The following is a 24,312-nucleotide window of genomic DNA, read 5'->3' as shown; positions in this document are numbered from 1 at the left end:
TCACCGACCCCGGCCGCGGCTGGCCAGCTCGGTCGGGTTCAGGCCCACCCCGAGGCTGGCGCCGAACCCGCATGCCTGGGCGCCCCACAGCCGACGCAGTCGCAGCTTGGCCGCGCCGGCCCGCTGCTCGACGTCGGCGATGGCCCCTGGCACTTCCGACGGGTCGGTGACGGTGGTGGTCACGTACACGGTGAGCCGGCCGACGCCGGCGCCCTCGGCCTCCTCGCGGGCGGCCGCCACGGCGCGGTCCCGGTCGTCCCGGTCGCGCTGCGTCTCGTCGCGGCGGGTGCGCTGTGACCAGGCCCGCCGCATCTGGCCGGCGGTGACCTCGCTCTCCACCCGGGCGGCCGCCTGGTCGGCGGGGTAGGGCAGGTACAGCAGGCTGACCCGGCGGGAGTACGGACCGGGGGCCAGCAACGGCACCAGCACCCGCGCGCTGACCGCCTGCCGGGGAGCCTCGCGCAGCGCCCAGGACACCGAGATGCCCGAGTCGTGCTGGTAGGTGTCCCAGGTTTCGTTGGCCGCGATCGGGGCGGCCTGCGACCACTGCTGCAGCTGCTGCTGTTCGCCCTGGCGCGCGATCTCGTCCCGGGACGCCGGGTCGAACGCCGAGCGCATCCGGGAGGTCAGGCTGGAGACGGACTCCCGGCCGAGCACCGCGACGCCGCAGGAGGACAGGCCGGCCTCCAGCCCCGGCAGCCACCGGGTGACCTCGGCGACCGAGGCCAGCAGGTCCGGCGGGCGGGGTGCGGCGCGGGACGGGTCCAGCGTGACGGTGACCCGGGTGTCGGTCTGCGCCGAGGTCGACGGGGAGAGCTCGATCAGCTCCCGCATCAGGTTCCGGGCCGCAACCGGGGCGTCCGGGGCGAGCCGCCCGCGCAGGTAGTCGGTGTCGGCCAGGCCGCCGGGTGCGCTGTCCACGGTGACCGCGACGTGCCGGATCACCGGCCGGTGCCCGAGGTCGGCCAGCCAGGCGCCCCAGCAGGCCACCCACTCGTCGGCGCTGGCCCGGTCCGCCAGGTCCAGCCCGGCCGGCGCACAGCGCAGCACGGCGGACAGGGTGCCGGTGTGCCGGTCCAGCACCAGGGCCTGCCGGCCGCCGCGCCCGTCGTCGGTGTCCAGCGCCACCAGCGGGGCCAGCGGGCCGGGCAGGTCGTGCGCACGGGGGTGCTCGGTGAGCAGGCCGCCGGACAGCTCGGTCCAGCCCTTGGCCCGTGCGGTGGTGAACCGGAACCGCCGCGTCATCGCCTCGGCCGCCGTCGAGCCGCCGGCCCGGACGGTCACCGCGAGCACCACGAGGATCGAGACCAGGGCCAGCCCGACGGCGGCCTTGGGTGCGACCGAGGCGGCCAGCACCGGGGCCAGCACGGTGGCGAACACGATGCTGGTCTGGGCCGGCCCCAGCGAGCCGACGCCCCAGCCGCGCTCGGGCCGCCAGTGCCCGTAGAGCCGGGGCTCGGGGCGCTGCTCGGGGTAGCTGCTCATCGCCGGGCTCCTCGCGTGCTCGCGGTCGGGGTGAGAGTTGCGATCGGGCCGGCGGCGGGCTCGACGTAGCGGGGGATCTGCTGGGTCAGGCCCCGTTCGAACGGGGACGGCGGCGTGCTTTCCGCGGGCGGCGCGCTCCCCGCGCGCGGGGACACCCCGGCAGTGGTCGCCCTGGCTCCGGCGATCGCGCCCGGCGAGTGGACCGGGCCGGCCCCGGTGATCAGCCGCTGGTGGCTGCCCGGGCCGGCGTTCTCCATGAAGGTGGCCAGCTGCACCGATGCCGAGGTGGCGCTGCGCGAGTTGAGCCGGATCGCGCCGACCGCGCCGGCCATCGCGTCGCCGGACAGACCGCCGGTGGAGATCCGCACCGAGGACCAGGACAGCAGCCGCAGCGACATCGGCAGCGCGGCCACCCCGAGCGCGAGCACCACGATGCCGGCCAGCACGGTGCTCACCCCGGGGCCGCCCGGCTCCGCCAGCTGCGTCAGGTACTGCTCGCCGACCGCGTGGATGAGGGCGGCGGCCGGCTTGTACACCACCATGGCCAGCGCCCACGGCATCAGCTTGGACAGCCAGTTGCGGGTGATCGCGGTCAGTGAACCGGCGGCGGCCAGAGGGAGCGTGGCCGCCACCGCGAGCAGTGCGACCTGCCGCAGCGCCATCGCCATCCACTGCGCGGCGGCCAGCGCCAACACCACCACGGAGAGCAGCAACAGCAGGAACGGCTCGGCCAGGCCGCCCCGGCGGGCGGTCAGCGCCTCCCGCATCGTGGTGCCGAAGTCGACCGCCGAGGTGCCGAGCAGGTTGGTGGCCAGCACGTCGCCGGCCCACAGCGCGCCCTGGAGCACGGTGACGCCGAGCGCGGCGGCCACCGCGAACTTGACCAGGCCGCCGAACACCGCGAACAGCGGCTCGCCCCGGCGCATCACGATGATCCGGATGGACTGCGCCAGCACCGAGGCGGTCAGTACCAGCAGCAGTACCGGGCGCAGTGCGTTGTGCGCGCCGAGCACCGCCGGCTGCAGCAGTGAGGTACTGGGCACCGTCCACCAGCTCGCCGCGTCGCCGACCAGGGTGGCGGCGGCCCGGGCGGCGGACTCCACGATCGCGGCGAACGAGGGTCCTGGCGCGCCGTCGGCGAGCAGCGCGGCGGCGGCGTGCGCGGTGCCGATCACTGGGTCACCGCGCCCGCGAACGCGCTGACCAGCACGGCGGCCAGCGAGGCCAGCGTCAGGCCGCCGAGCACCCAGAGCGAGCCGAGCAGTCCCTCCTGGGCCAGCCCGCCGCGGTGCCGCCGGCCGATGATGATCATTCCGGCGCAGACCAGGATCCCGGTGATGCCGACGGCCAGCACGCCCCACTTGAGCCAGCCGATGAGCTCGTTGGCCAGCTCGTTGATACCCGGCGGTGCCTGTGGCGGCGGGTTCGGCGCGGTCCCGGTCGGGGTGACGAGGGCGGTGCGAGCGGCGATCATCAGCGTCCTCCGGGGGCGGCGGCTGGAGCGAGCGAGCGGTCGACGGCGGTGTGCGGGCCGGTGCTGGTGACGGCGGGGTAGGCGCCGGTGCCGGTGACGGCGGCGTGTGGCCCGGTGCCGAGGAGTGCGGCGTGTGGCCCGGTGCTGCCGACTGCCGGGTAGGCGCCGGTGTTGGCGGCGACGGCCTGGTTCGGGACGGCCTGGTTCGGCAGGGTCCGGTCGGGCAGGGCGCGGGTGGGCAGGGTGCGACCGATCGGCCCGGTGGTCCGGTTGGCCGGCGGTGGGGTGTGCGGGCCGCCGGGGCGGGCGCCGGTCAGCAGCCCGGAGCGCAGCACCGCCTCCGCGAGCCCGGCGAGCGCCTCGCCGTAACCGCGCAGCGCCTTGGGCAGCTGGTCGGCGGGGCACTCGGACAGTCGGGCGGCCTCCCGCAGGGGGTCCGTGAGCTCGCGCCAGTGCACCACGTACGGCACCACGACCAGCGCGCTGACCTGCGGTTCGATCATCCGCAGCCGGGCCCGCAGCGGACCCCGGATCGGCGCCGGCTGGTCCGCGACGACGGCCAGCACCGGGCGCGGCCGGCTGTTCGACGCCAGCCAGGCGATCACCGTCGCGGCCTGGTGCAGCGAGCCGCCGGTGGAGCGGGCGACCAGTACCTCGACGCCCTGGTCGGCGGCACGGCCCCGGTCGTAGCCGCGCAGCGCGGTGGCCAGCGTGGTGGTGCCGACGCCCCCGCCCACGCCGGCGAGCCGGGGCGCCCGCAGCTGGCTCATCCGACACCCACGACGTCATCGACGTCATCGAGGTCCTCGGCGAGGTCGGCGTTCTCGTCGGCGTGATCGGCGGAGTCCTCGCCGTCCTGGTCGAGCTGCTCGTCCCAGGTGTCCACCACGAGCCGGCCCTGGTCGCGGGTGATCGGCACGGTCATCCGCACCCAGTAGGAGTCCAGGCTCTTCCAGCCGCGCGCGGTGGGGGCGGGCGCGACCGCGGGCACCCCGGCCACCTCCAGCTCACCGGCCGGGGCGGGGTCGGCCGGCTGCCCGACCGCGCGGTACGGCGTGACCCGCACCCGCACGTCGACCACCACCCGGCCGTCGCCATCCGGGTGCACCGCGCCGGGCAGCGAGAACTCCGCGCGCTGGCGCCCCTTGCCGGACCAGCCGAGCAGCGCGGCACTCCCCACCACGTCGGAGGGCAGGTACTGGGCGAGCACCTGGCCTCGGCGGTCCGGGGAGGCCTCGTCCCAGGACAGGTAGTCGGCGGCGAACGCACCGGCCAGCGCGGCGGCCTCCATCGGGTTCAGCGGCGCGACCGGGTCCAGCCAGGTGGTGGCGCCGTTGGCGAAGGCGGCGTCGGCCGGCACCTCCGGGGCCGGGAAGCCGATCGGCGTGGCGGCCACCCTGGACTCCGGGCTGGCGGCCGGTTCGGGCAGCTCAGGGTCGGTCGAGGTGGCACGGGGCTTGGCGGCGCGGCGGCGGCCGTTGCGGACCCGACGGGACTCTCGGGGGGAGTCGGCCCGGTCTGAGTCAGCCGGGTCGGCCTCCGGGTTGGTCTGGAACGGCTGCTTGTCGTCAGCGTGGGTGAGCAGCGGCATCCAGGTGGTGGGCAGCTCGGCACCCGGCGCGTCGGGCACCGGGGGAGCGGCGGGTATCGGGGCGGCCGGCGGGGCGGGGAACGCGGCCGGCGCGGCGGACGCGGCGGCCGGGGCCGGGAACGCGGCGGCCGAGCGGGGCGGCGGGGCGGCGGCCGGGGTGGCCCAGCTGGCCGGCGGATCGGGCTGCCCGAGTACCGGATCGGTCGGGTCGGTGCCGTTGACCGGGAACGCGGGCCAGCCGCCGAACGGGTCGCCGGTCGGCAGCGCGGGAGCGGGGTTCGAGCCGGTCGAGTCGACCCCGGCCGGCCACCAGGCGCTCGACGCCGGAGGCCGGAAGGAGGCCTCGCGCCTGCGTCGGAACATGGCCGCTCCTCATCCGTAAAAAGACACGCTGACTAGCCCTCACCCCGTCGGGGGACGGGCCTCGGGTGGTGCTGGAGATTGGTTCGTCGGTCCGGAGGTACTTCGGTTGCGGGGGCTGCCGTGCCTGGATACCCCCGGACCGACGGGCTTTGGGTCTGTCAACAGCGCCATGTCGACGTGCGGAGCCGTCACTGTCCGCGGTCAATCCCGGCGCCGGCTGGCACTTTCCGTCACCGGGACTGACGAAAACGACTATAGGAACGGCCGTCCAGCGAGATGGGCGGAATGGTCGCGAGCGTTTGCAATCGCGAATGTTCCGCGCTCAGGTCTTGACAGCCGGGACCGGTGCTACCGGGCTCGCACTGACTTCGGCAGCGGCCAGGTGTGTACCGGGGCGTTGTTGCCCATGCCGTCCAGGTAGCGCTCGAGCATGCCCCGGATCGCGTCCGGCCGGTCCATGCCGCGGCGTTCCAGCGCGTCCACGGTGCGCTGCTGCCAGCCGGCTCCGGTGCACCGGGCCCGGCAGCGCTGCTCGATCACCTCGAGGTACCGCCGGGACACCGCGTCCGCGACACCCCACTGCGCGAGGCCCTCGGCGGCCATCGGCAACAGCCGCCGCAACACGAGCTCGTCCGGACTTACCCAGCCCTCTTCCGGCCAGTACAGGGTGGCGTGCATGCCCTCCCGCGCGGCCGCCTTGAAGTTCTCCTCGGCGGCGGCGAACGGCAGCTGCGACCACAGCGGAGGCTGGTCCCGGTCGGTGAGCACCCGCAGCAGGCCGTAGAAGAACATCGCGTTGGCGACCATGTCCACCACGCTCGGCCCGGCCGGCAGTACCCGGTTCTCCACCCGCAGGTGCGGTACCCCGTCCGCGACGTCGTAGATCGGCCGGTTCCACCGCCAGATGGTGCCGTTGTGCAGCCGCAGCTCGTCCAGTGCGGGCACCCGGCCGGCGGCCAGCTCGGTCTGCGGGTCCTGGTCGCCGCCGACCGGCAGCAGACCGGGGAAGTAGCGGACGTTCTCCTCGAACAGCTCGAAGATGGAGTTGATCCAGCGCTCGCCGAACCAGACCCTCGGCCGCACCCCCTGGTTGCGCAGCTCGACCGAGCGCACGTCGGTGGCCTGCAGGAACAGCGGAACTCTTGTCTCCGCCCAGAGCCGGCGGCCGAGCAGGAAAGGGGAGTTCGCGCCGACCGCGAGCTGCACGCCGGCCACGCACTGGGCCGCGTTCCAGTGCGCCGCGAAGGCGTCCGGGGGTACCTGCAGGTGCAGCTGCAACGAGGTGCAGGCCGCCTCCGGCGCGATGGAGTCGAAGTCCATCTGGAGCCGCTCGGCCGGGTCCCCGTCGAGCTCGACGCCCTCGATGTCGAGGCGGACCGGTTCGCCCCGGGCGTTCAGAATCTGCTCGTTGAGCGCGGTGTAGCGGGTGGACGGCGACATCCGCTCGGCGACCAGGTGCTCCTCGGTGATTGTCGGCAGGATGCCGATGGTCATCACCCGGGCGCCTACCGTCTCGGCCTGCTTCTCGACCTCCGCGAGCATGTCCAGCAGGTGGTGCTCCAGATAGCGGCCGTGCTCGCCGGGGAGCGGGCGAGGAGGCATGTTGAGCTCGACGTTCCACCGGCCCAGCTCGGACTGCAGCTCGGGTGAATCGACCCCGTCCAACACCGCCACATTGCGCATTGCGGGATCGAGCCGCTGATCAACGAGGTTGAGTTCGACCTCCAGGCCGGTCGTTGCCTCGCTGTCACCGGCAAAGGCGCCATCGCGCAGCATCGTGGACAGTGCGCTCAGGCATCGGTGCACCTTGCCCCGGTACTGCTGTCGTTCGCGTCGGGTGAATGAACTTCGGGCCAAATCTCGGCCCACACGGCCCTCCTCGTTCGGGTTAATGGCGGGTTCCGGACGGGCCTATCACCGTGACACACGGACGGCGCGGATGCTACGGCTGTCCGGATGATGAGGGTTGTGAGCAACATCGTGCCCGGCGCCTGAGACGGCCTCAAAACGCGCCGACCAGCGGGGTTCCCGGATGCCGCCGCGGCGGTACTGGAACGATGCCCGGGTGGCACGGATGATCACGATCGACGACCCGGCGGACCCCCGCCTCGACGACTTCCGCGACCTGACCACCGCCGACCGGCGCCCGGACCGCCCCGGCGGGCGGGGTCTGGTGATCGCGGAGGGTGTGATCGTCGTGCGCCGGCTGCTCGAATCGCCGTACCCGCTGCGCGCGCTGCTCGGGGTGCCCGCCCGGCTGGCCGACCTGGCCGACGACCTGGCCGATCACCTGGCCGGCGCCGGCCACACCGACGTGCCGGCCTACGCGACGAGCGCCGAGGTGATGACCGAGGTGGTCGGCTTCCACCTCAACCGCGGCGTGCTCGCGGTCGCCGACCGGACCTCCCCCGCGGACGCCGTCGCGCTGGCCGCGCGGGGCCGGGTACTCGCGGTGCTGGAGGGCGTCAACGACCACGAGAACCTGGGCGCCCTGTTCCGCAACGCCGCCGCGCTCGGCGTGCACGGGGTACTGCTCGGGCCGCACTGCGCAGACCCGCTGTACCGGCGCAGCGTCCGGGTGTCGATGGGTCACGTGCTGCGGCTGCCGTTCGCCACGCTGCCGGCCGACCCGCCGTGGCCGGGCTCGCTGGACCTGCTGCGGGCCGGCGGACGGCGCATCGTCGCGCTGAGCCCGCGCCCGTCGGCCCGCCCGCTGCCGGCTGCCGGGTTGGCCGGTGGGCGGATCGCATTGTTGCTCGGCGCGGAGGGGCCGGGACTGACCGAGGCCGCGCTGGCCGCCGCGGATGAGTGGGTGCGCATCCCGATGGCCGACGGGGTGGACTCGCTGAACGTGGCGACCGCGGCGGCGCTGGCCTTCTACGCCGCTCGCGCGCGAGAGGTCGGGTGAACCGGCCGGAGCCCACCCCGTGGGCCACCGGCCTGACGGTGACCGCGCTGGTCGCGGCGATGGTCGGCGCGCTCGACGTCATCCTGACCGATGCGCTCGCCGCGTCCTTCGGCTGGCTGGCGGTACCGGCGAACGTGCTCATCGGGCTCGGCATGGCGCCGTCGATCTGGCTGATGCACCGGGTCCCGTTCTGGCGCTGGATCGGCTACGGCGTTGCAGTGGGCCTGGTGCTCGCCTGGCTCGGGCTGCTCGTGGAGGTCATCTTCGGCGCCTCCAACTGAGCACCGAGCCGGCTGGCTGCCGGCATGATCGAAGGTCAACTGAACGTCACACTGGTTGCCGTCATGATCATCCAGCGCGGCGTTCGGTTGACCAAGGACTTGCGCACCGACGGCGACTCCGAAGAAGGCGCCGCCTTGCGATGCGCCCACCTGGCCACCACGCCACTCGGCATAGGATTGAGAGACACGCTCTAGCTGCGCTTGACCCCGAGCAGCACGTCCTCCCAGGACGGCATCACCGGCTTGGCCTTGCGGCTGGCGGGGCGCTTGGCCGCCGCCCCGGTCGAACTGTCCGGCTTGGCCGCTTCGGCGGCGCCGGCGTTCGAGCCGCCGTCGCCCTGGCCGGACTTGGCGGCCTCGGCCCGGCCGCGCGGACCGGAGCCGGTAGTGGTCTTGGTGGCGCGCCGGCCGGCCGACTGGTCGGTTCCGGTGGCGCGGTTGGCGGCCCGCTCCGCGGCACCGGAGTTGGCCCGGTCGGTGGGTCGGTCATTGGCGGCGGTGGACCGCTCGGTGGTGCTGGGCGAGCTTGCCTTCGGGGCCGGGGTGCTGGTGGCCGGGGGCGAGTCGGTCTCCTCGGCGCCATCCGGCTTGCTGAAGTCGATCACCGGGCCGACCCGCCGGGGCGGCCGGGAGAGGTGCCCGTCGACCAGATCGGTGGCGTGCTCGTCCAGCGCGGTGACCGTGCCGCCGTGCGCCCCCGGGTGGTAGGTCCAGCGCGCGGTCATCTCGGAGCGGCCGACCGACCAGCTCAGCGCGACCACCCACTTGTTGTCCTCGCCGCGGAAGGAATCCCACTCGACCTGGCTGTACTCCTGGCCGCGCAGCCCGAAGGTGTGTTCGACCACTTCGTCGAGGGTCCGCAGGTCGGGCCCGTCCTCGCGCACCGGGTGCGCCTGGCGCGCCATCTCCGAGGTGCGGGAACGCTCGAGCAACACCGGGTAGGCGAACCGCTCGATGCGTTGCAGCGGGACGCCGGCGGCCGCGGCTACCTGCTCCACGGACGCGCCTGCCCGGATCCGGGACTGGATCTCACGTGGTCGCAACTGGCTCTCCAACTCCATCGACATCTGACCGAGTCGTTGGACGTCGCCGCGCGCCGCGGCCCGCAGCCGCTCATCGGCCGGAACGGTGAAACGCTCGCGCCGGTCCGGGTCTTCGAGGATGACGACGCCATCCTCTCCGTACCCCACGACCCGTAGCGCGCGCATCCAGCCCTCCGCTCGCCCTTACGCTCGTCCGAGTGACGGTAGTGGCCGGCTCGCTGCCTATCCGGGAGGCGCGCCGACCTGGGGTCGGACGCCCCATGGGAGATGCAGCCTAGCCCGGCAGAGTGTAGTCATCCGAATCGTGGACGCTCGCGATGAAGGCCCGCCACTCGTCGTGGGTGAACTCGACGGGGGCCTCGGCGGGTCGCTTCGAGTTACGTACGTACACCGCATTTTTAGTGATCAACGTTTCGACGCAGTTACCGCCGTTGCCCGAGTGCCGCGGGGTGAACCACTCATTCCAGCGTGGCATGCCCGCTCATCTCCTTGTAGTCGTTGCGCACCCGCCTGATCAGCGCGAGGCTCTCCTCGCGCCCGACCGCCTGGGCCTTGATCAGCTCCAGGCTGTGGGCCGCGGCGGTGACGTCGGCCTCGTTGTCGAAGAACACGTTCCGTGGATGGGTGTCCACGTGCAGGATCTCCCGCGCCGGCGGGTCGAACCGCAGCAGCGTGTGGGTGGTGCCCATCATGGCGTGCCCGCCGGAGCCCAGCGGCAGCACCTGGATCATCAGGTGGCGCATCGTGCGGGACCATTCCAGCAGGTAGTCGAGCTGCTCCGCCATCACCACGGGGCCGCCCACGTTGGCCCGCAGCGCCGCCTCGCCGAGCACACACCAGTAGGCGGCCGGCGGCGGGTCGAGCCGGGTCATCAGCTTGCGCCGCTCCACCCGCAGGAACATCCGCTGGTTGACCTCGGCCATGTCGTGCTGGCCGGACCACTCCACCAGCGCCCGCGCGTAGCCGTCGGTCTGCAGGAAGCCGGGCAGCAGCTCCGGCGAGAAGAAGGTGACCGAACGGGCCTGCGACTCCAGGTCCATGTAGCGGCTCTCGCTGCTCGGGATGTTGGACCGCGAGGCGTCGCGTTTGCGCCGGCTGCGCGAGGTGCGGGCGGTCTCGATCAGCTCGCCCCGGTCCTCGCCGGTCGCCTCGTAGAGGTCGAGCAGCTTCTCCAGCTCGGCCGGTTTCACCCCGGAGCGGCCGGTCTCGATGTCACCGATCTTGGACACCGTGCAGTAGAGCTCGCGGGCCGCCGCGTCCCTGCTCACACCGGCCTGCTCGCGCATCCGACGCAGCGTGGCAGCCACCTGGATGCGGGCCAGCCCGTGCCGCCGCTCCGTCACGCGTGCACCTTCCGTGTCAGGGTTCACTCGATTTTTACGTGCGTAGAAAACGCGCGTTGACTACGGTCTCGGTAAACCAGGACTGGTGATCACTGTACTCCCGGAGATCAAGACAGATGCGCAACCGGAGGTCTGCATGAGTGGCGCACTGTTCCTGGTGATTGCCCTGCTGGCGCTGCCGTTCCTGGTGGCACTGGCGGTGCTGGTCGACCGCCGATCGCGCCGCCCGGTCCGCCAACCGGTCGGGTGGTGGACGCCGCCGCCGCCCCGCCGGCACGCCCGCATCCGCCGCTGAGCTCAGCTCACCCATACCACTCTCGGGGCACAAAAAGGCCCGCCGCCGGTCCAGCGCCGGGGACGGGCCTTTTTGTTTGTCTGTCGGTGTCCGGTTGTCGGGGTGCTCAGCCGAGCCGCTCGACGACCCAGTCGATGCAGGCGGTCAACGCGCTGATGTCCGCCGGCTCAACGGCCGGGAACATGCCGACGCGCAGCTGGTTGCGGCCCAGCTTGCGGTACGGCTCGGTGTCCACGATGCCGTTCGCGCGCAGCGTCTTGGCCACCGCGGCGGCGTCCACCGAGTCGTCGAAGTCGATGGTGCCGACGACCTGGGAACGGTGCGCCGGGTCGGCGACGAACGGCGTGGCGAAGGACGACTTCTCGGCCCACTCGTAGAGCCGCGAGGAGGAGTCGGCGGTGCGTGCCACGCAGCCGTCCAGGCCGCCGAGCCCGTTCATCCAGTCGATCTGGTCGGCGAGCAGGAACAGCGTGGCCACGGCCGGGGTGTTGTACGTCTGGTCCTTGCTGGAGTTGTCGACAGCGGTGGTCAACGAGAGGAACTCCGGGATCCAGCGGTCCGAGGCGCCCAGCTCGGCGACCCGCTCCAGCGCGGCCGGGCTCATCAGCGCCAGCCACAGCCCGCCGTCGGCGGCGAAGCACTTCTGCGGCGCGAAGTAGTACACGTCGGTGTCGGCGATGTCCACCGGCAGGCCGCCGGCGCCGGAGGTGGCGTCGATGGCGACCAGCTGGCCGGCGGTGGTGCCCGCCGGGCGCAGCACGGGCACCGCGACACCGGTGGAGGTCTCGTTGTGCGCCCAGGCCAGCACGTCGGCCGACGGGTCGCTCACCGGGACCGGCGCGCTGCCCGGCGCAGCGGTGACCACCACCGGGTCGGCCAGGAACGGCGCGCCCTTGGTCACGGTGGCGAACTTGGCGGAGAACTCGCCGTAGGTCAGGTGCAGCGAACGGTCCCGGACCAGGCCGAAGGCGGCGGCGTCCCAGAACGCGGTGGTGCCGCCGTTGCCGAGTACGACCTGGTAGCCCTCGGGCAGCGAGAACAGCTCGCTCAACCCGGCGCGGACCCGGCCGACCAGCGACTTGACCGGCTTCTGGCGGTGCGAGGTGCCCATGACCGCGGCCCCGTCGCGGACCAGCGCCTCGAGCTGGGCCGGACGTACCTTCGACGGTCCACAACCGAAGCGGCCGTCGGACGGCTTCAGGTCGGCGGGGATCTCCAGGGTGGTCGGGCTCGTAGACGTCGTCACGTACCTGAGTGTCTCAATCCGGGCCGCCCGCGGCCGCACAGGGTGAGCAGTGTCGCTCGCCCGCTCCCAGTTCGCGCGCGGTCGGACCGGGCGGACTACTGGATCAGGCCGTCCATGATGATGTTGGTGACACTCTCCGCATACGCCTCGACCCGGTCCGGGTCCAGTGCCTCGGCGGGGAACAACGACCTGGTCATGGCCTCGTTGCTGTACATCGCGCCGGCTCCTGAGGTGATCAGGTAGTAGATCGCCTCGGGTGGTACCGGGCGGGCCCGCTTCGACGCGACGAGCTCGCGGTACGTCGGGACCATCCGCTCCATGGTGGGCCGTACGTAGGTGCGCAGCAGGTAGTCCAGTCGTTCGGTGGCCGTGCCGCCCTCCGAGTTGGCCACCCGGAGCAGGTCGGGGTTGCGGGCGGAGAACGCCACGAAGGACCGGATGAACGCCCGGAGCCGCTGCACCGGGTCGGGCTGGTTCTGTCCGGAGCGCACGAGCTCCTCGGTCAGTCGGCCGAAACCCCAGTCCACGGCCGCGTACCAGATCGCCTCCTTGGAGCCGAAGCGCTGGTGCAGCAGGTTGTGGCTGACCCCGAGCTCGCGGTTCAGGGTGCGCACCGACACGCCCTGGTAGCCGTGGGTTGCGAACGCGTGCAGCGCGGCGGCGAGGACGTCGTCGATCGGCGCCGGGCCGGAGTCCTTGCGCGGCCGGCCCCTCGGTCGACCGTGGGACTCCTCGGTCACCGGCTCCTCGGTCACTGGCTGCTCGGTCACCGGGTCAGCTTATGTCGGACGGGATGTCGGTCAGATAATATTGTCAAGTGTCTATTTAATGCGCTACCGTGACCACTATGACCACCACGCGGCCGTCCGTCGTGACACCTGAGGTGCCCAGCTCGTTCCGCTACTTCGCCAACCGCGGCAGCAAGCGGAGCCAGCAGCTGATGAGCGTGTTCGGGCGCTTCGTGTCCGGCCCGCTCGCACTGCCCGACGAGGTCGCCACCGAGCTGGGCCGGGACCGGGCCAGGGCCGACCCGCTCTCCGACGCGTACATCAGTGCCGCGTTCGACGGCGGCTACGCCCGGGACGCCCGCCGGCTGATGGACCGGGCTCTGGAGCACGGCATCGCCGCCGTGCCGGACGCCCCCGCTGAGCTTGTCGCGCTGTTCGAGCACCTGGACACCGAGCCGGCCTGGCTGGACTGGGACCGGGTCGAGCGCGGCGCGGCCGTGTTCCGTCGCTACGCGGTGGACGCGTTCTACTACTTCGGGCTCATCTCCCTGGAGGGCTACCGCTTCGAGATGATCTACAAGCCGCTGGTGCTGACCGGGAGCTACACCGGGGGCACCGCGTTCGGCCGCTACCTGGAGACCTGCCGGTTCTGGATCGACACCTCGGAGCCCGGGGCGCTGCGCCAGGGCGGTGCGGGTCGCAAGACGGCGGTCACCATCCGGGTGATGCACTCGATGATCCGCCGCCGGGTGGGCGGGCACCGCGAGTGGGATGCCGAGCGCCTGGGCGCCCCACTGAGCCAGAACGCCCAGTTCGGCACGATCCTGACGTCGTTCCTGCTCAACGAGCACACCAAGCTGATCGGCTACTGGCCGAGCAACGACGAGATCCTCGACCACATGCACTTCTGGCGCTACATCGGTTACCTGATGGGTGTCGAGCCGGCCTTCTACCCGGAGACCGTCGAGGACTGGTGGCGGCTGTCCTACCTGATGTTGATCGCCGACGACCCGAGCGACGGCCCGGACAGCCGGATGCTCGCGCAGTCGTTCGTCGCCGCGTTCGGCCCGTCCGACGAGATCTCGAAGGCGGACCGCGCGCGCAAGGCCGCCGAGCAGCGCACCGTGCGGGACTGGACCAGGTTCTTCCTGACCGAGGAGACCTTCACGGCGGGCGAGCTGGCGGTGCCACCGGCCTGGCGGCGGTTGCTGCCGCTGAGAGGTCTGCTGCCCAACCTGCGCAACGAGCTCGGCCGCCGCTTCGTCCCCGGCTACGCCGACCGGCTGGACCAGCGCAAGCGAACCCAACGCGCGGCCTGGCTGGAACAGCACACCGCCGGCCGCCCGGCCCGCTTCAGCCCGGTGGAGAAGCTGGCCCGCTGAGCCCCGGTCGTTCCCCACTCGCACAGAGCCCGTGACGGCCGCACAGACCCTGCAGGGTCTGTGCGGCCTGTTCGCGGTCTGTGCGAGCCACTAAGAACGGTCAGGAGTGGGCTATCTCGGCCCAGCCTTCGACTTCCTCGGGGCGGCGCGGGCCGGGGCCGATGTACTGCGCGGACGGGCGGACCAGCTTGTTCTCCCGCTTCTGCTCCATGATGTGCGCCGACCAGCCGGCGGTGCGGGCACTGGTGAACATGGCCGGCATCATGTGCGGCGGGACCTCGGCGAAGTCCAGGATGACCGCCGCCCAGAACTCCACGTTCGTCTCGATGGGGTGGTCCGGCCGGCGTTCCCGCAGCTCCGTGAGCGCGGCCTGCTCCAGGGCGACCGCCACCTCGTAGCGCGGTGCCTTGAGCTCCTGGCAGGTGCGCCGCAGTACCCGGGCGCGCGGGTCCTCGGCCCGGTACACCCGGTGACCGAAGCCCATCAGCTTCTCCCTGCGGTCCAGGATGCCCTTGACCAGGCCGGCCGGGTCGTCGGTCTTCTCGACCTCCGCGATCATCGGCAGCACCCGGGCCGGCGCGCCGCCGTGCAGCGGACCGGACATCGCGCCGATCGCCCCGGACAGCGACGCCGCGACATCGGCCCCGGTCGAGGCGATCACCCGGGCGGTGAAGGTGGACGCGTTCATGCCGTGCTCGGCGGCGGAGACCCAGTACGCGTCGATCGCCTTGATGTGCGCGGGGTCGGGCTCGCCGCGCCAGCGGGTCATGAAGCGCTCGGTGATCGTGGTGCACTCGTCGATGCGGGCCTGGGGCACCGCCGGTACGCCGATGCCACGCGCCGACTGCGCCACGTAGGACAGCGCCATCACCGACGCGCGGGCGAGCTGCTCGCGGGCCTCCTCCGGGGCGGTGTCCAGGAGCGGGCGGTAGCCCCAGTACGGCGCGAGCATGGCCAGCGCGGCCTGCACGTCGACCCGGACGTCCCCGGTGTGCACCGGGATGGGGAACGACTCGGCCGGCGGCAGGCCGGGTCCGAAGCGGCCGTCGACCAGCAGCGCCCATACGTTGCCGAAGGTCACGTGGCCGACCAGGTCCTCGATGTTGACGCCCCGGTAACGCAGGGCTCCGCCGTCCTTGTCCGGCTCGGCGATCTCGGTGCGGAAGGCCACATGGCCCTCGAGCCCCGATTTGAACCCGGGTGGCGGAGGCGGTACCTCCGGGCTCCCGGTGGATGCGGTCGGCGTGGTCCCGCTCGTGGCGGAGGCAACGCTGGCAGCTGTGGACACGGGTCCTCCTCGTCAGTTCCCAACACCGGTGTGGGAAACCGCTTGTGCGCCTCAGCCTCGCAGGTCAGCGGAGCGGCCATGGCGCAGGTCACACGGTTGGGGAAACCTTGCTCCCCCCGGGCCACCTGTGCAATGCCCAGTGTTAGGGATCACTAACGCGCATGGTAGATATACTTATCGAGTCACTTTTTGGCCAGGTCAGCGCGCATCAGGTAGACGTTGTACGGCCCCCATTGGGACATCGTGAAGTAGATTTCGTCACCGTCCAGCGCGCCCGGGTGCAGGTACCCGCCGTACAGCGCCGGGTATTCCTGACCGGAGACCAGGGTCTGACCGTCGCTCCACGGACCGGTCACCGCCGCCGCCGAGCGCAACAGGATCCGCCCCGCGCGGTCGTCCAGGTGCACCATCAGCCAGCAACCGAGACCCCGGTGGTAGGCCACCGAGAGCTCGCCGCAGGGGCCGGCCGCCACCGGCCTGGCCCGGTGCCAGAACTCGCTCCAGTGGCTGCCCGTCCAGTACTCGTAGCTGCCCGGCTCGGCCACCTGCCCGGCCGCCACCCGGGCCAGGTGCACGTCGCCGAAGCGGCCGTTGCGGGTGCCGAACAGGTACACCCACGCCGGGTCGGCGGGATCCCGGGTGAAGGCGCCCATCTGGAACGGCTGCCGGCCGCGCAGCCAGGTGTTGCGCCAGCGCGCGTCGCGGTCCTTGTGCCAGGTCATGCCCCGGTCGCGGGAGTAGGCGATGCCGCCGTAGTTGGTGCGCCAGCCACCGGGGACGCCCCAGACCTTGACCGACATGTAGTGGATGTACTGCACGCCGTCCACCGCGATGCCGGCGGTGGGGATCACCGTGGACTCGAGGCGCCGGTGCGGGTCGGCCGGCAGGATCTCGGCGGCGTGCCCCGGGCGGTCCTCGGTCATCTCGTCCAGCACCAGGCCGGCGCGCAGCTCGGTACCGGTGGACCGGCCCAGCACGTTGCGCCGGTGGTCGGCGGTCCGGGCGCCGGCTCCGGGTCCCGCCCAGCCATCGCCGTAGGTGTCGCCGAAGGCCGCGAGCACGCCGCCCTCGCCGTCATCCCAGAGGATGCCGAGGTCAGTGGCCAGGAAACCGAACCGGCTGCCGGTGCGGTTCGGCGAGTCCTCGCCGGTCACCTGGCCAATCAGCTCGAGTCCGGTGGGCACCACGAGCGGGGGAAACGCCATGGGCGCATCCGTACCACATGGGATTCTGGAGATCAGCACCCCACTCGATCAGAACCGCGGGCCAATCAGCCCTGGCGATCAGTGCGGGTGCCCACCTACGGTCAGGTCCGGGGCGGAAGGGGTCGGTATGACGGTAGACCGGGTCGATCGGGTGCGGGACGAGCTCAGGACGACGCTGGACGCGGCGGACCTGGCACCGCGCTGGGACCTGCAACTGGCCGCCTGGTTGGCCGAGGCCACCGCGGCCGAGCTGGCCGAGCCGACGGCGATGGTGCTGGCGAGCGTGGATCTGGACGGTTCGCCATCCACCCGCAGCGTGCTCTGCAAGGGGATCGACACCCGGGGCATCGTCTTCTACACCAACTACACCTCGGCGAAGAGCCGCGACCTGCGCTCCAACCAGCGGGCGTCGGTGACCTTCCCGTGGTACGCGCTGCAGCGCCAGGTGAACGTGCGCGGCACCGTGGAGCGGGCCAGCCGGGAGGAGACCGCGCGGTACTGGGCGACCAGGGCCCGGGGCTCCCAGCTCGGCGCCTGGGCCTCGCCGCAGTCGGTGGTGATGTCCAGCCGCCAAGCCCTGGAGGACTCGCTGGACGCGGTCACCCGGCGGTTCTCCGACTCCGAACTGGTGCCGGTGCCGCCGCACTGGGGAGGCTGGCTGCTGCGCCCGGACCGGGTGGAGTTCTGGCAGGGTCGCAAGGACCGGATGCACGACCGGCTCACCTACGACCGCACCCCCGACCAACGCTGGACGATCCACCGCCTGGCGCCCTGACCGGTGCGGCCGGGGACATCACCCGCCGAATCGGGAACAAACTCGATAGTTCGCCGTGCTAAGTCTTTAACGTGACACCTGCGCGCCCTTCCGAGCCTCATGATCCGGGGCCCCGAAAACCGGGGCCCTCCGAGCACGAGCACATCACGCACGAGCAAATCACCGTCCCGGTCGACCCGGACGCCCCTCGACCCGGTGCCACCAGGGTTCTCGCCGGCAAGTTCCGCGGTGCGCTGGCAGACACCCGGCCGCTGAACACCGTGGAGTTCCGCCGGCTGTGGGGCGCCGGTGTGATCACCACGATCGGCGCCCAGCTCACCGTCGTCGCCGTCCCGGTGCAGATCTACAACCTCACCCAGTCCTCCGGCTTCGTCGGCCTGACCGGCTTGTTCGGGCTGGTTCCGCTGGTCGTCTTCGGGCTGTGGGGCGGCGCGATCGCCGACGCGATCGACCGCCGCACCCTGCTGCTGGCCTCCGGCGCCGGCATCTCGCTGATGTCGCTGCTGCTGTGGGTGACCTCGGCCAGCGGGCTCGGCTCGGTGTGGCTGATCCTGTGCATGTTCGCGGTGCAGCAGGGTCTGTTGGCGATCAACCAGCCGACCCGCAGTGCCGTGCTGCCCCGCATCCTGCCGACCCCCGAACTACCGGCCGCCAACGCGCTGAACATGACGGTGTTCCAGTTCGGCGCCATCGTCGGCCCGGTGCTGGCCGGCGCCCTGATCCCGCTGATCGGCCTCTCCACGCTGTACCTGGTCGACGCCATCGCGCTGCTCGCCTCGCTCTGGGCGACCTGGCGACTGCCGAAGATGCCGCCGCTGCCCAACGAGCGCGGCGTGCGGCCCACCGCCGGGCTGCGCGACGTGATCGCCGGCTTCCGCTACGTGGCCACCCAGAAGATCCTGCTGATGTCGTTCCTGGTGGACCTCATCGCGATGGCGTTCGGCATGCCGCGCGCGGTGTTCCCGGAGATGGCCGAGCGGACCTTCCACGACCCGGCCGGCGGCGGTCTCGCCCTCGGCCTGCTGTACGCCGCGATCGCGATCGGCGCGGTGGCCGGCGGGCTGTTCTCCGGCTGGCTGCACCGGGTCCGCCGCCAGGGTGTGGCGGTGATCGTGGCGATCTGCGTGTGGGGCCTCGGGGTGACCATCTTCGGGCTGACCCACCTGCTCTGGCTGGCGGTGGCGTGCCTGGCGCTCGCCGGTGCCGCCGACCTGGTCAGCGCGGTGTTCCGGTCCACGATGCTGCAGGTGGTCGCCACCGACGAGATGCGCGGCCGGATGCAGGGTGTGTTCATCGTGGTGGTGGCCGGTGGCCCCCGCCTCGCCGACATCTGGCACGGCCCGGCCGCCGCCGCCGTCGGTACCGGCCCCGCCGCCGCCGGCGGTGGTGTCGCGGTGATCGTGGCCACCGTGATCGCGGCCGTCCTGCTGCCCACCTTCTGGCGCTACCGCGCCCCGGGGCCGTTATCCGGTCATACAGGGTGACACCCGCCACCGTTGCTGAGCAGGTCTCAGGATGGTGGATCATGCGGCGTCATCCCTGGCGGAAGCACCTCGACAGCCCGAGCTGAAGCGGGCGATCGGCCCCAAACTGCTGCTGTTCTTCGTGGTCGGGGACATCCTCGGCACCGGGATCTACGCGCTGACCGGTGACGTCGCCGCGCGCATCGGCGGTGCGCTCTGGGTGCCGTTCCTGGCGGCCTTCGTGGTCGCGCTGCTCACCGCGTTCAGCTACGTGGGCGTGCTGTGCTGGCTGGTCAACCATCTCGTGGTCGGGCGGGTCGACCCCGATCGGACGCACGAGTGACCCAGCACCCCGCGCGTTCCGCGTAATCATTCGCGCAACTGGCCCTCCGGCGGTCGACACGGTTCGCGCCGCTTGCCAGACTCCGAGCGTGGTGAGTCAGTGTCGACCGCAGGTTCGCTCCCAGCTGCCGTTTCGTGATCGAGGTAAGGGTCGGGTCAGCTCATGATCGTGGTCGGTGGTGAGGCGCTGGTCGACCTGGTACCGAGCCCGGGTACCCGTGACCCGAGCGGCCCGTTGCTCCCGCGCTGGGGTGGTGGGCCGTACAACGTGGCCGTGGCGCTCGGCCGCCTCGGCGTGCCGGCCCGGTTCCTGTCCCGGATGTCGACCGACCCGTTCGGCAACGCGATGCTGGACCGGCTGCGCCGCACCGGGGTGGACATCTCGCTGGTCCAGCGCGGCCCGGAGCCGTCCACGCTCGCGGTGGTCGGCCTGGAACCCTCCGGCTCCGCGCGCTACGGCTTCTACACCGACGGCACCGCCGACCGGCTGATCACCGACCCCGGCCCGCTGCCCGCCGACACCGCCGCGGTGGCGCTGGGCACCCTGTCGCTCGTGCTCGAGCCCGGCGCGAGCGTGTACGAGACGGTGCTGCGCCGGGAGGCCGAGGCTGGCCGGCTGATCAGTCTGGACCCGAACATCCGGCCGGACCTGATCCATGACCCGGACGCCTACCGGCAGCGCTTCCGCGGCTGGCTGTCCTCCGTCGGCCTGCTCAAGGTGTCCGACGAGGACGCCTCCTGGCTGGGCCTGCATCACCCGGACGAGTGGCTGAAAGCCGGGGTCACCGCCGTGGTGATCACCCGCGGCGGTGACGGGCTGACCGCGGTCACCCCCGCCGGCACGATCGACGTGCCGGGCGCTCCCACTGTGGTTGTGGACACAATCGGCGCCGGCGACACCGCCCACGCCGCGCTGCTGGCCAGGCTGTATGCACATGGGGCGCTCGACCGCAACCGACTTGCCGACCTGGACCTACAGGCATGGCACGACGTGTTGAGCTTCGCCGCGCTGGCCGCCGCGCGGACCTGTGCCCGTCCCGGGGCCGAGCCACCGACCGCCGCGGAACTGAGCGCGTCCGCCCCGCTCAAGACGCCGAATTAGCGGTGCAGGCACTAGTTTGGGATTGAACCCAAAGCGTCATCCGAGTGTGAGAGGGAACCTCCACATGTCTTCATCCAAGGGCGACACAGCCCACGAAACCGCTGTCCTTTCTTACCCGGGTGGCGAGTACGAGATGCCGATCGTCGAGCCGACCGAAGGCTCCTCGGCCATCGAGCTGGGTAAGCTGCTGAACGTCTCCGGGATGGTGACCCTGGACAACGGCTTCGGTAACACCGCCGCCTGCGCCTCCGAGATCACCTACATCGACGGCGACGCCGGAATCCTGCGTTATCGCGGTTACCCCATCGAGCAGCTGGCCGAGCACTCCACCTTCGCCGAGACGAGCTACCTGCTCATCTACGGCGAGCTGCCCACCAAGGCCGAGCTCGAGTCGTTCAAGAACAAGATCAGTCGGCACACCCTGCTGCACGAGGACCTGAAGCGGTTCTTCGACGGCTTCCCCCGCGACGCACACCCGATGCCGGTGCTGTCCAGCGCGGTCAGCGCGCTGTCGACCTTCTACCAGGACAGCCTTGACCCGTTCGACGACGCGGCGGTGGAGCTTCAGACCGTCCGGCTGCTGGCCAAGATGCCGACGATCGCCGCGTACGCCTACAAGAAGTCGATCGGCCAGCCGTTCCTCTACCCGGACAACTCGCTGGGCGCGGTGGAGAACTTCCTGCGCCTGACCTTCGGCTTCCCGGCCGAGCCCTACGAGGCCGACCCGGAGCTGGTCCGCGCGCTGGACGTGCTGTTCATCCTGCACGCCGACCACGAGCAGAACTGCTCCACGTCCACCGTGCGGATGGTCGGCTCGTCGCAGGCGAACCTGTTCGCGTCCATCTCGGCCGGCATCAACGCACTGTTCGGGCCGCTGCACGGCGGGGCCAACCAGGCGGTGCTGGAGATGCTGACCCGGATCCGGGACGTCGAGGGCGGCGACATCGACCAGTTCATCAGCCGGGTCAAGGACCGCGAGCACGGCGCCCGGCTGATGGGCTTCGGGCACCGCGTCTACAAGAACTACGACCCGCGCGCGAAGATCGTCAAGCAGAGCGCGGACGAGGTGCTCAAGAAGCTCGGCGTATCCGACCCGCTGCTGGACATCGCCCTCGCCCTGGAGGAGCGCGCGCTCGCCGACGACTACTTCATCGAGCGCAAGCTGTACCCGAACGTCGACTTCTACACCGGGCTGATCTACCGGGCGATGGGCTTCCCGACGAAGTTCTTCACCGTGCTGTTCGCGCTCGGCCGGGTGCCCGGCTGGATCGCCCACTGGCGCGAGATGATGCACGACCCGCAGACCAAGATCGGCCGCCCGCGCCAGCTGTACACCGGCTCGCCGGAGCGGAACTACATCGCGGTCCCGGACCGGGGCTGATCTGGGCTGAGCTGCTGATTGGAGGCTGACCTCGGGTGCCCACCGACACCGCCGTGCTGTGGTTCCGGCGGGATCTGCGGCTGGCTGATCACCCGGCGCTGCTGGCCGCCGCCGACGCGGCGCCCCGCGCGCTCGCGCTGTTCGTGCTGGACGCCCGGCTGCTCACGCCGTCCGGGGCGGCCCGACGGATCTTCCTGGCCGGTTGCCTGCGCGAGCTGGACGCCGCGCTGGGCGGCCGGCTGCTGGTCTGCCGAGGCGACCCCGCTCGGGTGGTGCCCGGGGTCGCCCGCCAGGTCGGCGCGCGGACCGTGCACGTCAGCACGGACGCGGGCCCGTACGGGCGGGCGCGCGACGAGCGGGTGGCCGCCGCGCTGGCGGCCGACGGCGGTGAGCTGGTGCGCACCGGCTCGCCCTACGCGGTGACCCCGGGCCGGGTGCGCAAGGCCGACGGTTTGCCCTACCGGGTGTTCACCCCGTTCCAGCGGGCCTGGCTCGCGCACGGCTGGCGGGCGCCTGCGGCCACCGGGACCGACACCCTCGACTGGCTGGACCCGCCGACCGGGCTCGCCACTCCGCTCCCCGGGCCCGTTCCCCTCGGGTCAGCCGACCGGGCCGACCGGGCCGCTGACCGGGCTCACCGGGCCGTTGACTGGACCGCCGACTGGGCCGACTGTGCCGCCGATCTGCCAGCGCCAGGCGAGGCGGCGGCGCTCCGGGCCTGGGCCGCGTTCCGGGACGGCGCACTGGCCGACTACGAGCGCGCCAGGGACCATCCCGCGAAGCCCGGCACCTCGCGGCTGTCCGCGTACCTGCGCTTCGGCTGCGTGCACCCGCGCACCCTGCTCGCCGACCTGGCGAACCCGGACCGGGCGGAGGTGCCGGAGTCGGCCGCCGGCACGTTCCGCGCCGAGCTGGCCTGGCGCGACTTCTACGCCGACGTGCTGGGGCACCACCCGCGCACCGCCCGGCACAACGCCGACCGCCGCTTCGACGCGCTGCCCTGGGACGACGGCGCGGAGTCCGAGCGGTTGTTCACCGCGTGGTGCGAGGGGCGCACCGGCTACCCGGTGGTGGATGCCGGGATGCGCCAGCTGCGCGCCGAAGGCTGGATGCACAACCGGGTGCGCATGATCGTGGCCAGCTTCCTGGTGAAGGACCTGCACCTGCCCTGGTGGCGTGGCGCGCGGCACTTCATGCGGTACCTGGTGGACGGCGACCTGGCATCGAACCAGCACGGTTGGCAGTGGACGGCGGGCTCCGGCACCGACGCCGCGCCCTACTTCCGGATCTTCAACCCGACCAGCCAGGGGGAGAGGTTCGACCCGGACGGCGGCTACGTGCGCCGTTATGTGGCCGAGCTGCGGGAGGTGCCCGGCAAGGCGGTGCACCAGCCGTGGCGGCTGCCCGGCGGCCCTCCTCCCGGCTACCCGGAGCCGATCGTGGACCACGCGGCGGAACGGCTCGAGGCGCTGGCCCGCTACGAGTTGGTCAAGGCGTCCGGCTGAGGGGTCGGCGGGGCACTGGGCCGGGCGGCCTTGCGGGCCCGGAGCCAGCGCTGGGTGAGCCAGCCGACGGCTACCCCGATCAGCCCGCCGAGCGAATTGGCGAGCCAGTCCGACACCGAGCACTCCCGCCCCGGTATCAGCACCTGGGTCAGCTCGATCGCCACCGGCAGCAGCACCATCAGCAGACTCGGCCAGACCACCCGCCGGCTGGCCAGCATCAGTCCGAAGCCGAGCGGCATCAGCATGGCGATGTTCAGCCAGCTCTCCACCCCGCTGCCGACATGGCCGGCCGAGGAGCCGAACTCCGCCCAGTCGGACGGCAGGCACTGGGCCAGCGAGCGGTGGTTACCTTCCCAACCCTTGGGCGCGAGCGTCAGCGTGAACACGGCGACCAGCGAGACCATGGCGAACAGGGTGGGCCACCGCCGCCAGCCGGTGAGCCTGGCGACCGGGCCCCAGGCGAGCAGACAAACCATGACGCCGAGCAACCCGAGCAGCGGCGACCAGTGGTTCACCGGGAGCAGCCAGCGCAGGTGGCGGGCGGCTTCCAGAATGGCGACCATCGAAAACCGGCCTCCCCTTCTTGGCTGAGAGCCGTTCAGTGGCCGGCCGCCCAGGTAGCTCAGTGTTCCTCGGGTTTGCTCCGTGCTCCACCTATATCGCATCCCGGCCCGCCGCGGTCCCGGTCGCGGCCCCGCTGTGATCGGCCGCACTGGGTCCAGCCACACCGGCGGAGGACAACAGTCGCAAGATGAGACGCCTGCTGTCATCCTCCGGGTCAACGATCGGCCAGGTGGATCCAGTGGCGTCGAACGAGAGCTATAACCCGTGGACCGTCGTGAATCTGGTCTTCCACCACCTCGCTGAACAGGGGCTGCACCCCACCTTCAGCGACGCAGGCGACCCCGGCCTGCACGCCACCGAGCTGCTGCGCGCGCTGAGCATCGAACCGAGAGCGGACGGCAACCGGCAGAAGTTCGAGGAGACCAGGGACGAGCTCGCCCGTATCCGGGCGACCGTGTTCGGCGAGCCGTGAGCCGCTGAGTTCCTCAGGTGTGCTGGGAGCCCCGACTCGGTGTGCTGAGAGCCCCGACTCGCGGAAGGCGGCGGGG

25 protein-coding genes and 1 pseudogene are annotated in these 24,312 nt (G+C 72.0%); 12 read left to right on the top strand and 14 right to left on the bottom strand.

The window, feature by feature from the left end:
* The 6 genes from ACTXG6_RS02695 to ACTXG6_RS02670 all read right to left on the bottom strand — a co-directional run bounded on the left by ACTXG6_RS02695 (position 1) and on the right by ACTXG6_RS02670 (position 6,782).
* Positions 1–1,485: an SCO6880 family protein gene (locus ACTXG6_RS02695; RefSeq protein ID WP_445186173.1), complete on the bottom strand. Its 1,485-nt coding sequence runs from the start codon at positions 1,483–1,485 to the stop codon at positions 1–3.
* Positions 1,482–2,660 (bottom strand): hypothetical protein, encoded by a 1,179-nt coding sequence (locus tag ACTXG6_RS02690; protein ID WP_445186172.1) that lies wholly within the window; start codon positions 2,658–2,660, stop codon positions 1,482–1,484. The genes ACTXG6_RS02695 and ACTXG6_RS02690 overlap by 4 nt, the downstream gene beginning before the upstream one ends.
* Positions 2,657–2,959, bottom strand: coding sequence for a hypothetical protein (locus ACTXG6_RS02685; protein WP_445186171.1), 303 nt, complete (start codon positions 2,957–2,959; stop codon positions 2,657–2,659). The genes ACTXG6_RS02690 and ACTXG6_RS02685 overlap by 4 nt, the downstream gene beginning before the upstream one ends.
* The gene (locus ACTXG6_RS02680) at positions 2,959–3,729 is read right to left on the bottom strand and encodes a hypothetical protein (RefSeq protein WP_445186170.1); all 771 of its coding nucleotides are present in this window, start codon (positions 3,727–3,729) and stop codon (positions 2,959–2,961) included. The genes ACTXG6_RS02685 and ACTXG6_RS02680 overlap by 1 nt, the downstream gene beginning before the upstream one ends.
* A complete protein-coding gene (locus ACTXG6_RS02675) occupies positions 3,726–4,913 on the bottom strand; it encodes a hypothetical protein (RefSeq protein WP_445186169.1) in 1,188 nt (395 codons plus the stop codon). Before ACTXG6_RS02675 ends, ACTXG6_RS02680 begins: the two co-directional genes overlap by 4 nt.
* A gap of 348 nt (positions 4,914–5,261) precedes the next feature.
* Positions 5,262–6,782 (bottom strand): glutamate--cysteine ligase, encoded by a 1,521-nt coding sequence (locus ACTXG6_RS02670; RefSeq protein WP_445186168.1) that lies wholly within the window; start codon positions 6,780–6,782, stop codon positions 5,262–5,264.
* A 196-nt stretch (positions 6,783–6,978) separates the two neighbouring features.
* Between ACTXG6_RS02670 and ACTXG6_RS02665 the strand changes: the two genes are divergently transcribed.
* From ACTXG6_RS02665 to ACTXG6_RS02655, 3 genes are read left to right on the top strand one after another with little or no spacing between them, the layout of a single operon-like run.
* Positions 6,979–7,821, top strand: coding sequence for a TrmH family RNA methyltransferase (locus ACTXG6_RS02665; RefSeq protein ID WP_445186167.1), 843 nt, complete (start codon positions 6,979–6,981; stop codon positions 7,819–7,821).
* Positions 7,818–8,102, top strand: a complete 285-nt coding sequence (locus ACTXG6_RS02660; protein WP_445186166.1) for a DUF2537 domain-containing protein — start codon at positions 7,818–7,820, stop codon at positions 8,100–8,102. Before ACTXG6_RS02665 ends, ACTXG6_RS02660 begins: the two co-directional genes overlap by 4 nt.
* A gap of 24 nt (positions 8,103–8,126) precedes the next feature.
* Positions 8,127–8,297: a hypothetical protein gene (locus ACTXG6_RS02655; RefSeq protein ID WP_445186165.1), complete on the top strand. Its 171-nt coding sequence runs from the start codon at positions 8,127–8,129 to the stop codon at positions 8,295–8,297.
* On the opposite strand, the gene sepH is transcribed toward ACTXG6_RS02655, so the two are convergent.
* From sepH to ACTXG6_RS02640, 3 genes are all read right to left on the bottom strand, one after another.
* Entirely contained in the window at positions 8,294–9,310 is a 1,017-nt protein-coding gene (gene sepH, locus ACTXG6_RS02650; protein ID WP_445186164.1) for a septation protein SepH, read from the bottom strand. The two genes, ACTXG6_RS02655 and sepH, sit on opposite strands and share 4 nt — an antisense overlap.
* 109 nt (positions 9,311–9,419) lie before the next feature.
* Positions 9,420–9,620 (bottom strand): DUF397 domain-containing protein, encoded by a 201-nt coding sequence (locus ACTXG6_RS02645; RefSeq protein ID WP_445186163.1) that lies wholly within the window; start codon positions 9,618–9,620, stop codon positions 9,420–9,422.
* A complete protein-coding gene (locus ACTXG6_RS02640) occupies positions 9,604–10,488 on the bottom strand; it encodes a helix-turn-helix domain-containing protein (protein WP_445186162.1) in 885 nt (294 codons plus the stop codon). Before ACTXG6_RS02640 ends, ACTXG6_RS02645 begins: the two co-directional genes overlap by 17 nt.
* A gap of 85 nt (positions 10,489–10,573) precedes the next feature.
* Here ACTXG6_RS02640 and ACTXG6_RS02635 point away from each other — a divergent pair, with 85 nt between their 5' ends.
* Entirely contained in the window at positions 10,574–10,783 is a 210-nt protein-coding gene (locus ACTXG6_RS02635; protein WP_445186161.1) for a hypothetical protein, read from the top strand.
* A gap of 106 nt (positions 10,784–10,889) precedes the next feature.
* Here ACTXG6_RS02635 and serC read toward each other — a convergent pair whose 3' ends face one another.
* Positions 10,890–12,029: a phosphoserine transaminase gene (serC, locus tag ACTXG6_RS02630; protein WP_445186160.1), complete on the bottom strand. Its 1,140-nt coding sequence runs from the start codon at positions 12,027–12,029 to the stop codon at positions 10,890–10,892.
* Between the two features lie 95 nt (positions 12,030–12,124).
* The gene (locus ACTXG6_RS02625) at positions 12,125–12,799 is read right to left on the bottom strand and encodes a TetR/AcrR family transcriptional regulator (RefSeq protein ID WP_445186159.1); all 675 of its coding nucleotides are present in this window, start codon (positions 12,797–12,799) and stop codon (positions 12,125–12,127) included.
* A 77-nt stretch (positions 12,800–12,876) separates the two neighbouring features.
* Between ACTXG6_RS02625 and ACTXG6_RS02620 the strand changes: the two genes are divergently transcribed.
* The gene (locus ACTXG6_RS02620; RefSeq protein WP_445186158.1) at positions 12,877–14,139 is read left to right on the top strand and encodes an oxygenase MpaB family protein; all 1,263 of its coding nucleotides are present in this window, start codon (positions 12,877–12,879) and stop codon (positions 14,137–14,139) included.
* Between the two features lie 100 nt (positions 14,140–14,239).
* Here the strand turns inward: ACTXG6_RS02620 and ACTXG6_RS02615 are convergent, their stop codons facing one another.
* Complete coding sequence (locus tag ACTXG6_RS02615) at positions 14,240–15,427, bottom strand: citrate synthase 2 (RefSeq protein ID WP_445186157.1); 1,188 nt, start codon at positions 15,425–15,427, stop codon at positions 14,240–14,242.
* Positions 15,428–15,609: 182 nt separating this feature from the next.
* Entirely contained in the window at positions 15,610–16,632 is a 1,023-nt protein-coding gene (locus ACTXG6_RS02610; protein ID WP_445186156.1) for a DUF4185 domain-containing protein, read from the bottom strand.
* Positions 16,633–16,759: 127 nt separating this feature from the next.
* Here ACTXG6_RS02610 and pdxH point away from each other — a divergent pair, with 127 nt between their 5' ends.
* The 6 genes and pseudogenes from pdxH to ACTXG6_RS02580 all read left to right on the top strand — a co-directional run bounded on the left by pdxH (position 16,760) and on the right by ACTXG6_RS02580 (position 23,200).
* On the top strand, positions 16,760–17,407 hold the full coding sequence (gene pdxH, locus ACTXG6_RS02605) for a pyridoxamine 5'-phosphate oxidase (protein ID WP_445186155.1): 648 nt from the start codon (positions 16,760–16,762) through the stop codon (positions 17,405–17,407).
* Positions 17,408–17,478: 71 nt separating this feature from the next.
* Complete coding sequence (locus tag ACTXG6_RS02600) at positions 17,479–18,891, top strand: MFS transporter (protein WP_445186154.1); 1,413 nt, start codon at positions 17,479–17,481, stop codon at positions 18,889–18,891.
* 31 nt (positions 18,892–18,922) lie between these two features.
* Positions 18,923–19,144 (top strand): annotated as a pseudogene (locus tag ACTXG6_RS02595) (amino acid permease); the annotation flags it as partial.
* 231 nt (positions 19,145–19,375) lie between these two features.
* Positions 19,376–20,314 (top strand): carbohydrate kinase family protein, encoded by a 939-nt coding sequence (locus ACTXG6_RS02590; RefSeq protein WP_445186153.1) that lies wholly within the window; start codon positions 19,376–19,378, stop codon positions 20,312–20,314.
* A 64-nt stretch (positions 20,315–20,378) separates the two neighbouring features.
* On the top strand, positions 20,379–21,695 hold the full coding sequence (locus ACTXG6_RS02585; protein WP_445186152.1) for a citrate synthase: 1,317 nt from the start codon (positions 20,379–20,381) through the stop codon (positions 21,693–21,695).
* 35 nt (positions 21,696–21,730) lie between these two features.
* Complete coding sequence (locus tag ACTXG6_RS02580; RefSeq protein ID WP_445186151.1) at positions 21,731–23,200, top strand: cryptochrome/photolyase family protein; 1,470 nt, start codon at positions 21,731–21,733, stop codon at positions 23,198–23,200.
* On the opposite strand, the gene ACTXG6_RS02575 is transcribed toward ACTXG6_RS02580, so the two are convergent.
* Positions 23,173–23,763, bottom strand: a complete 591-nt coding sequence (locus ACTXG6_RS02575) for a VanZ family protein (protein WP_445186150.1) — start codon at positions 23,761–23,763, stop codon at positions 23,173–23,175. The two genes, ACTXG6_RS02580 and ACTXG6_RS02575, sit on opposite strands and share 28 nt — an antisense overlap.
* Positions 23,764–24,002: 239 nt before the next feature.
* Here ACTXG6_RS02575 and ACTXG6_RS02570 point away from each other — a divergent pair, with 239 nt between their 5' ends.
* A complete protein-coding gene (locus ACTXG6_RS02570) occupies positions 24,003–24,236 on the top strand; it encodes a hypothetical protein (RefSeq protein WP_445186149.1) in 234 nt (77 codons plus the stop codon).
* The last annotated feature ends 76 nt before the right edge of the window (positions 24,237–24,312 follow it).

It is taken from the genome of Pseudonocardia sp. Cha107L01 (assembly GCF_052566575.1).
Note: the sequence above shows the minus strand (reverse complement) of the source record. Positions and strands in the feature narration are given on the sequence as shown.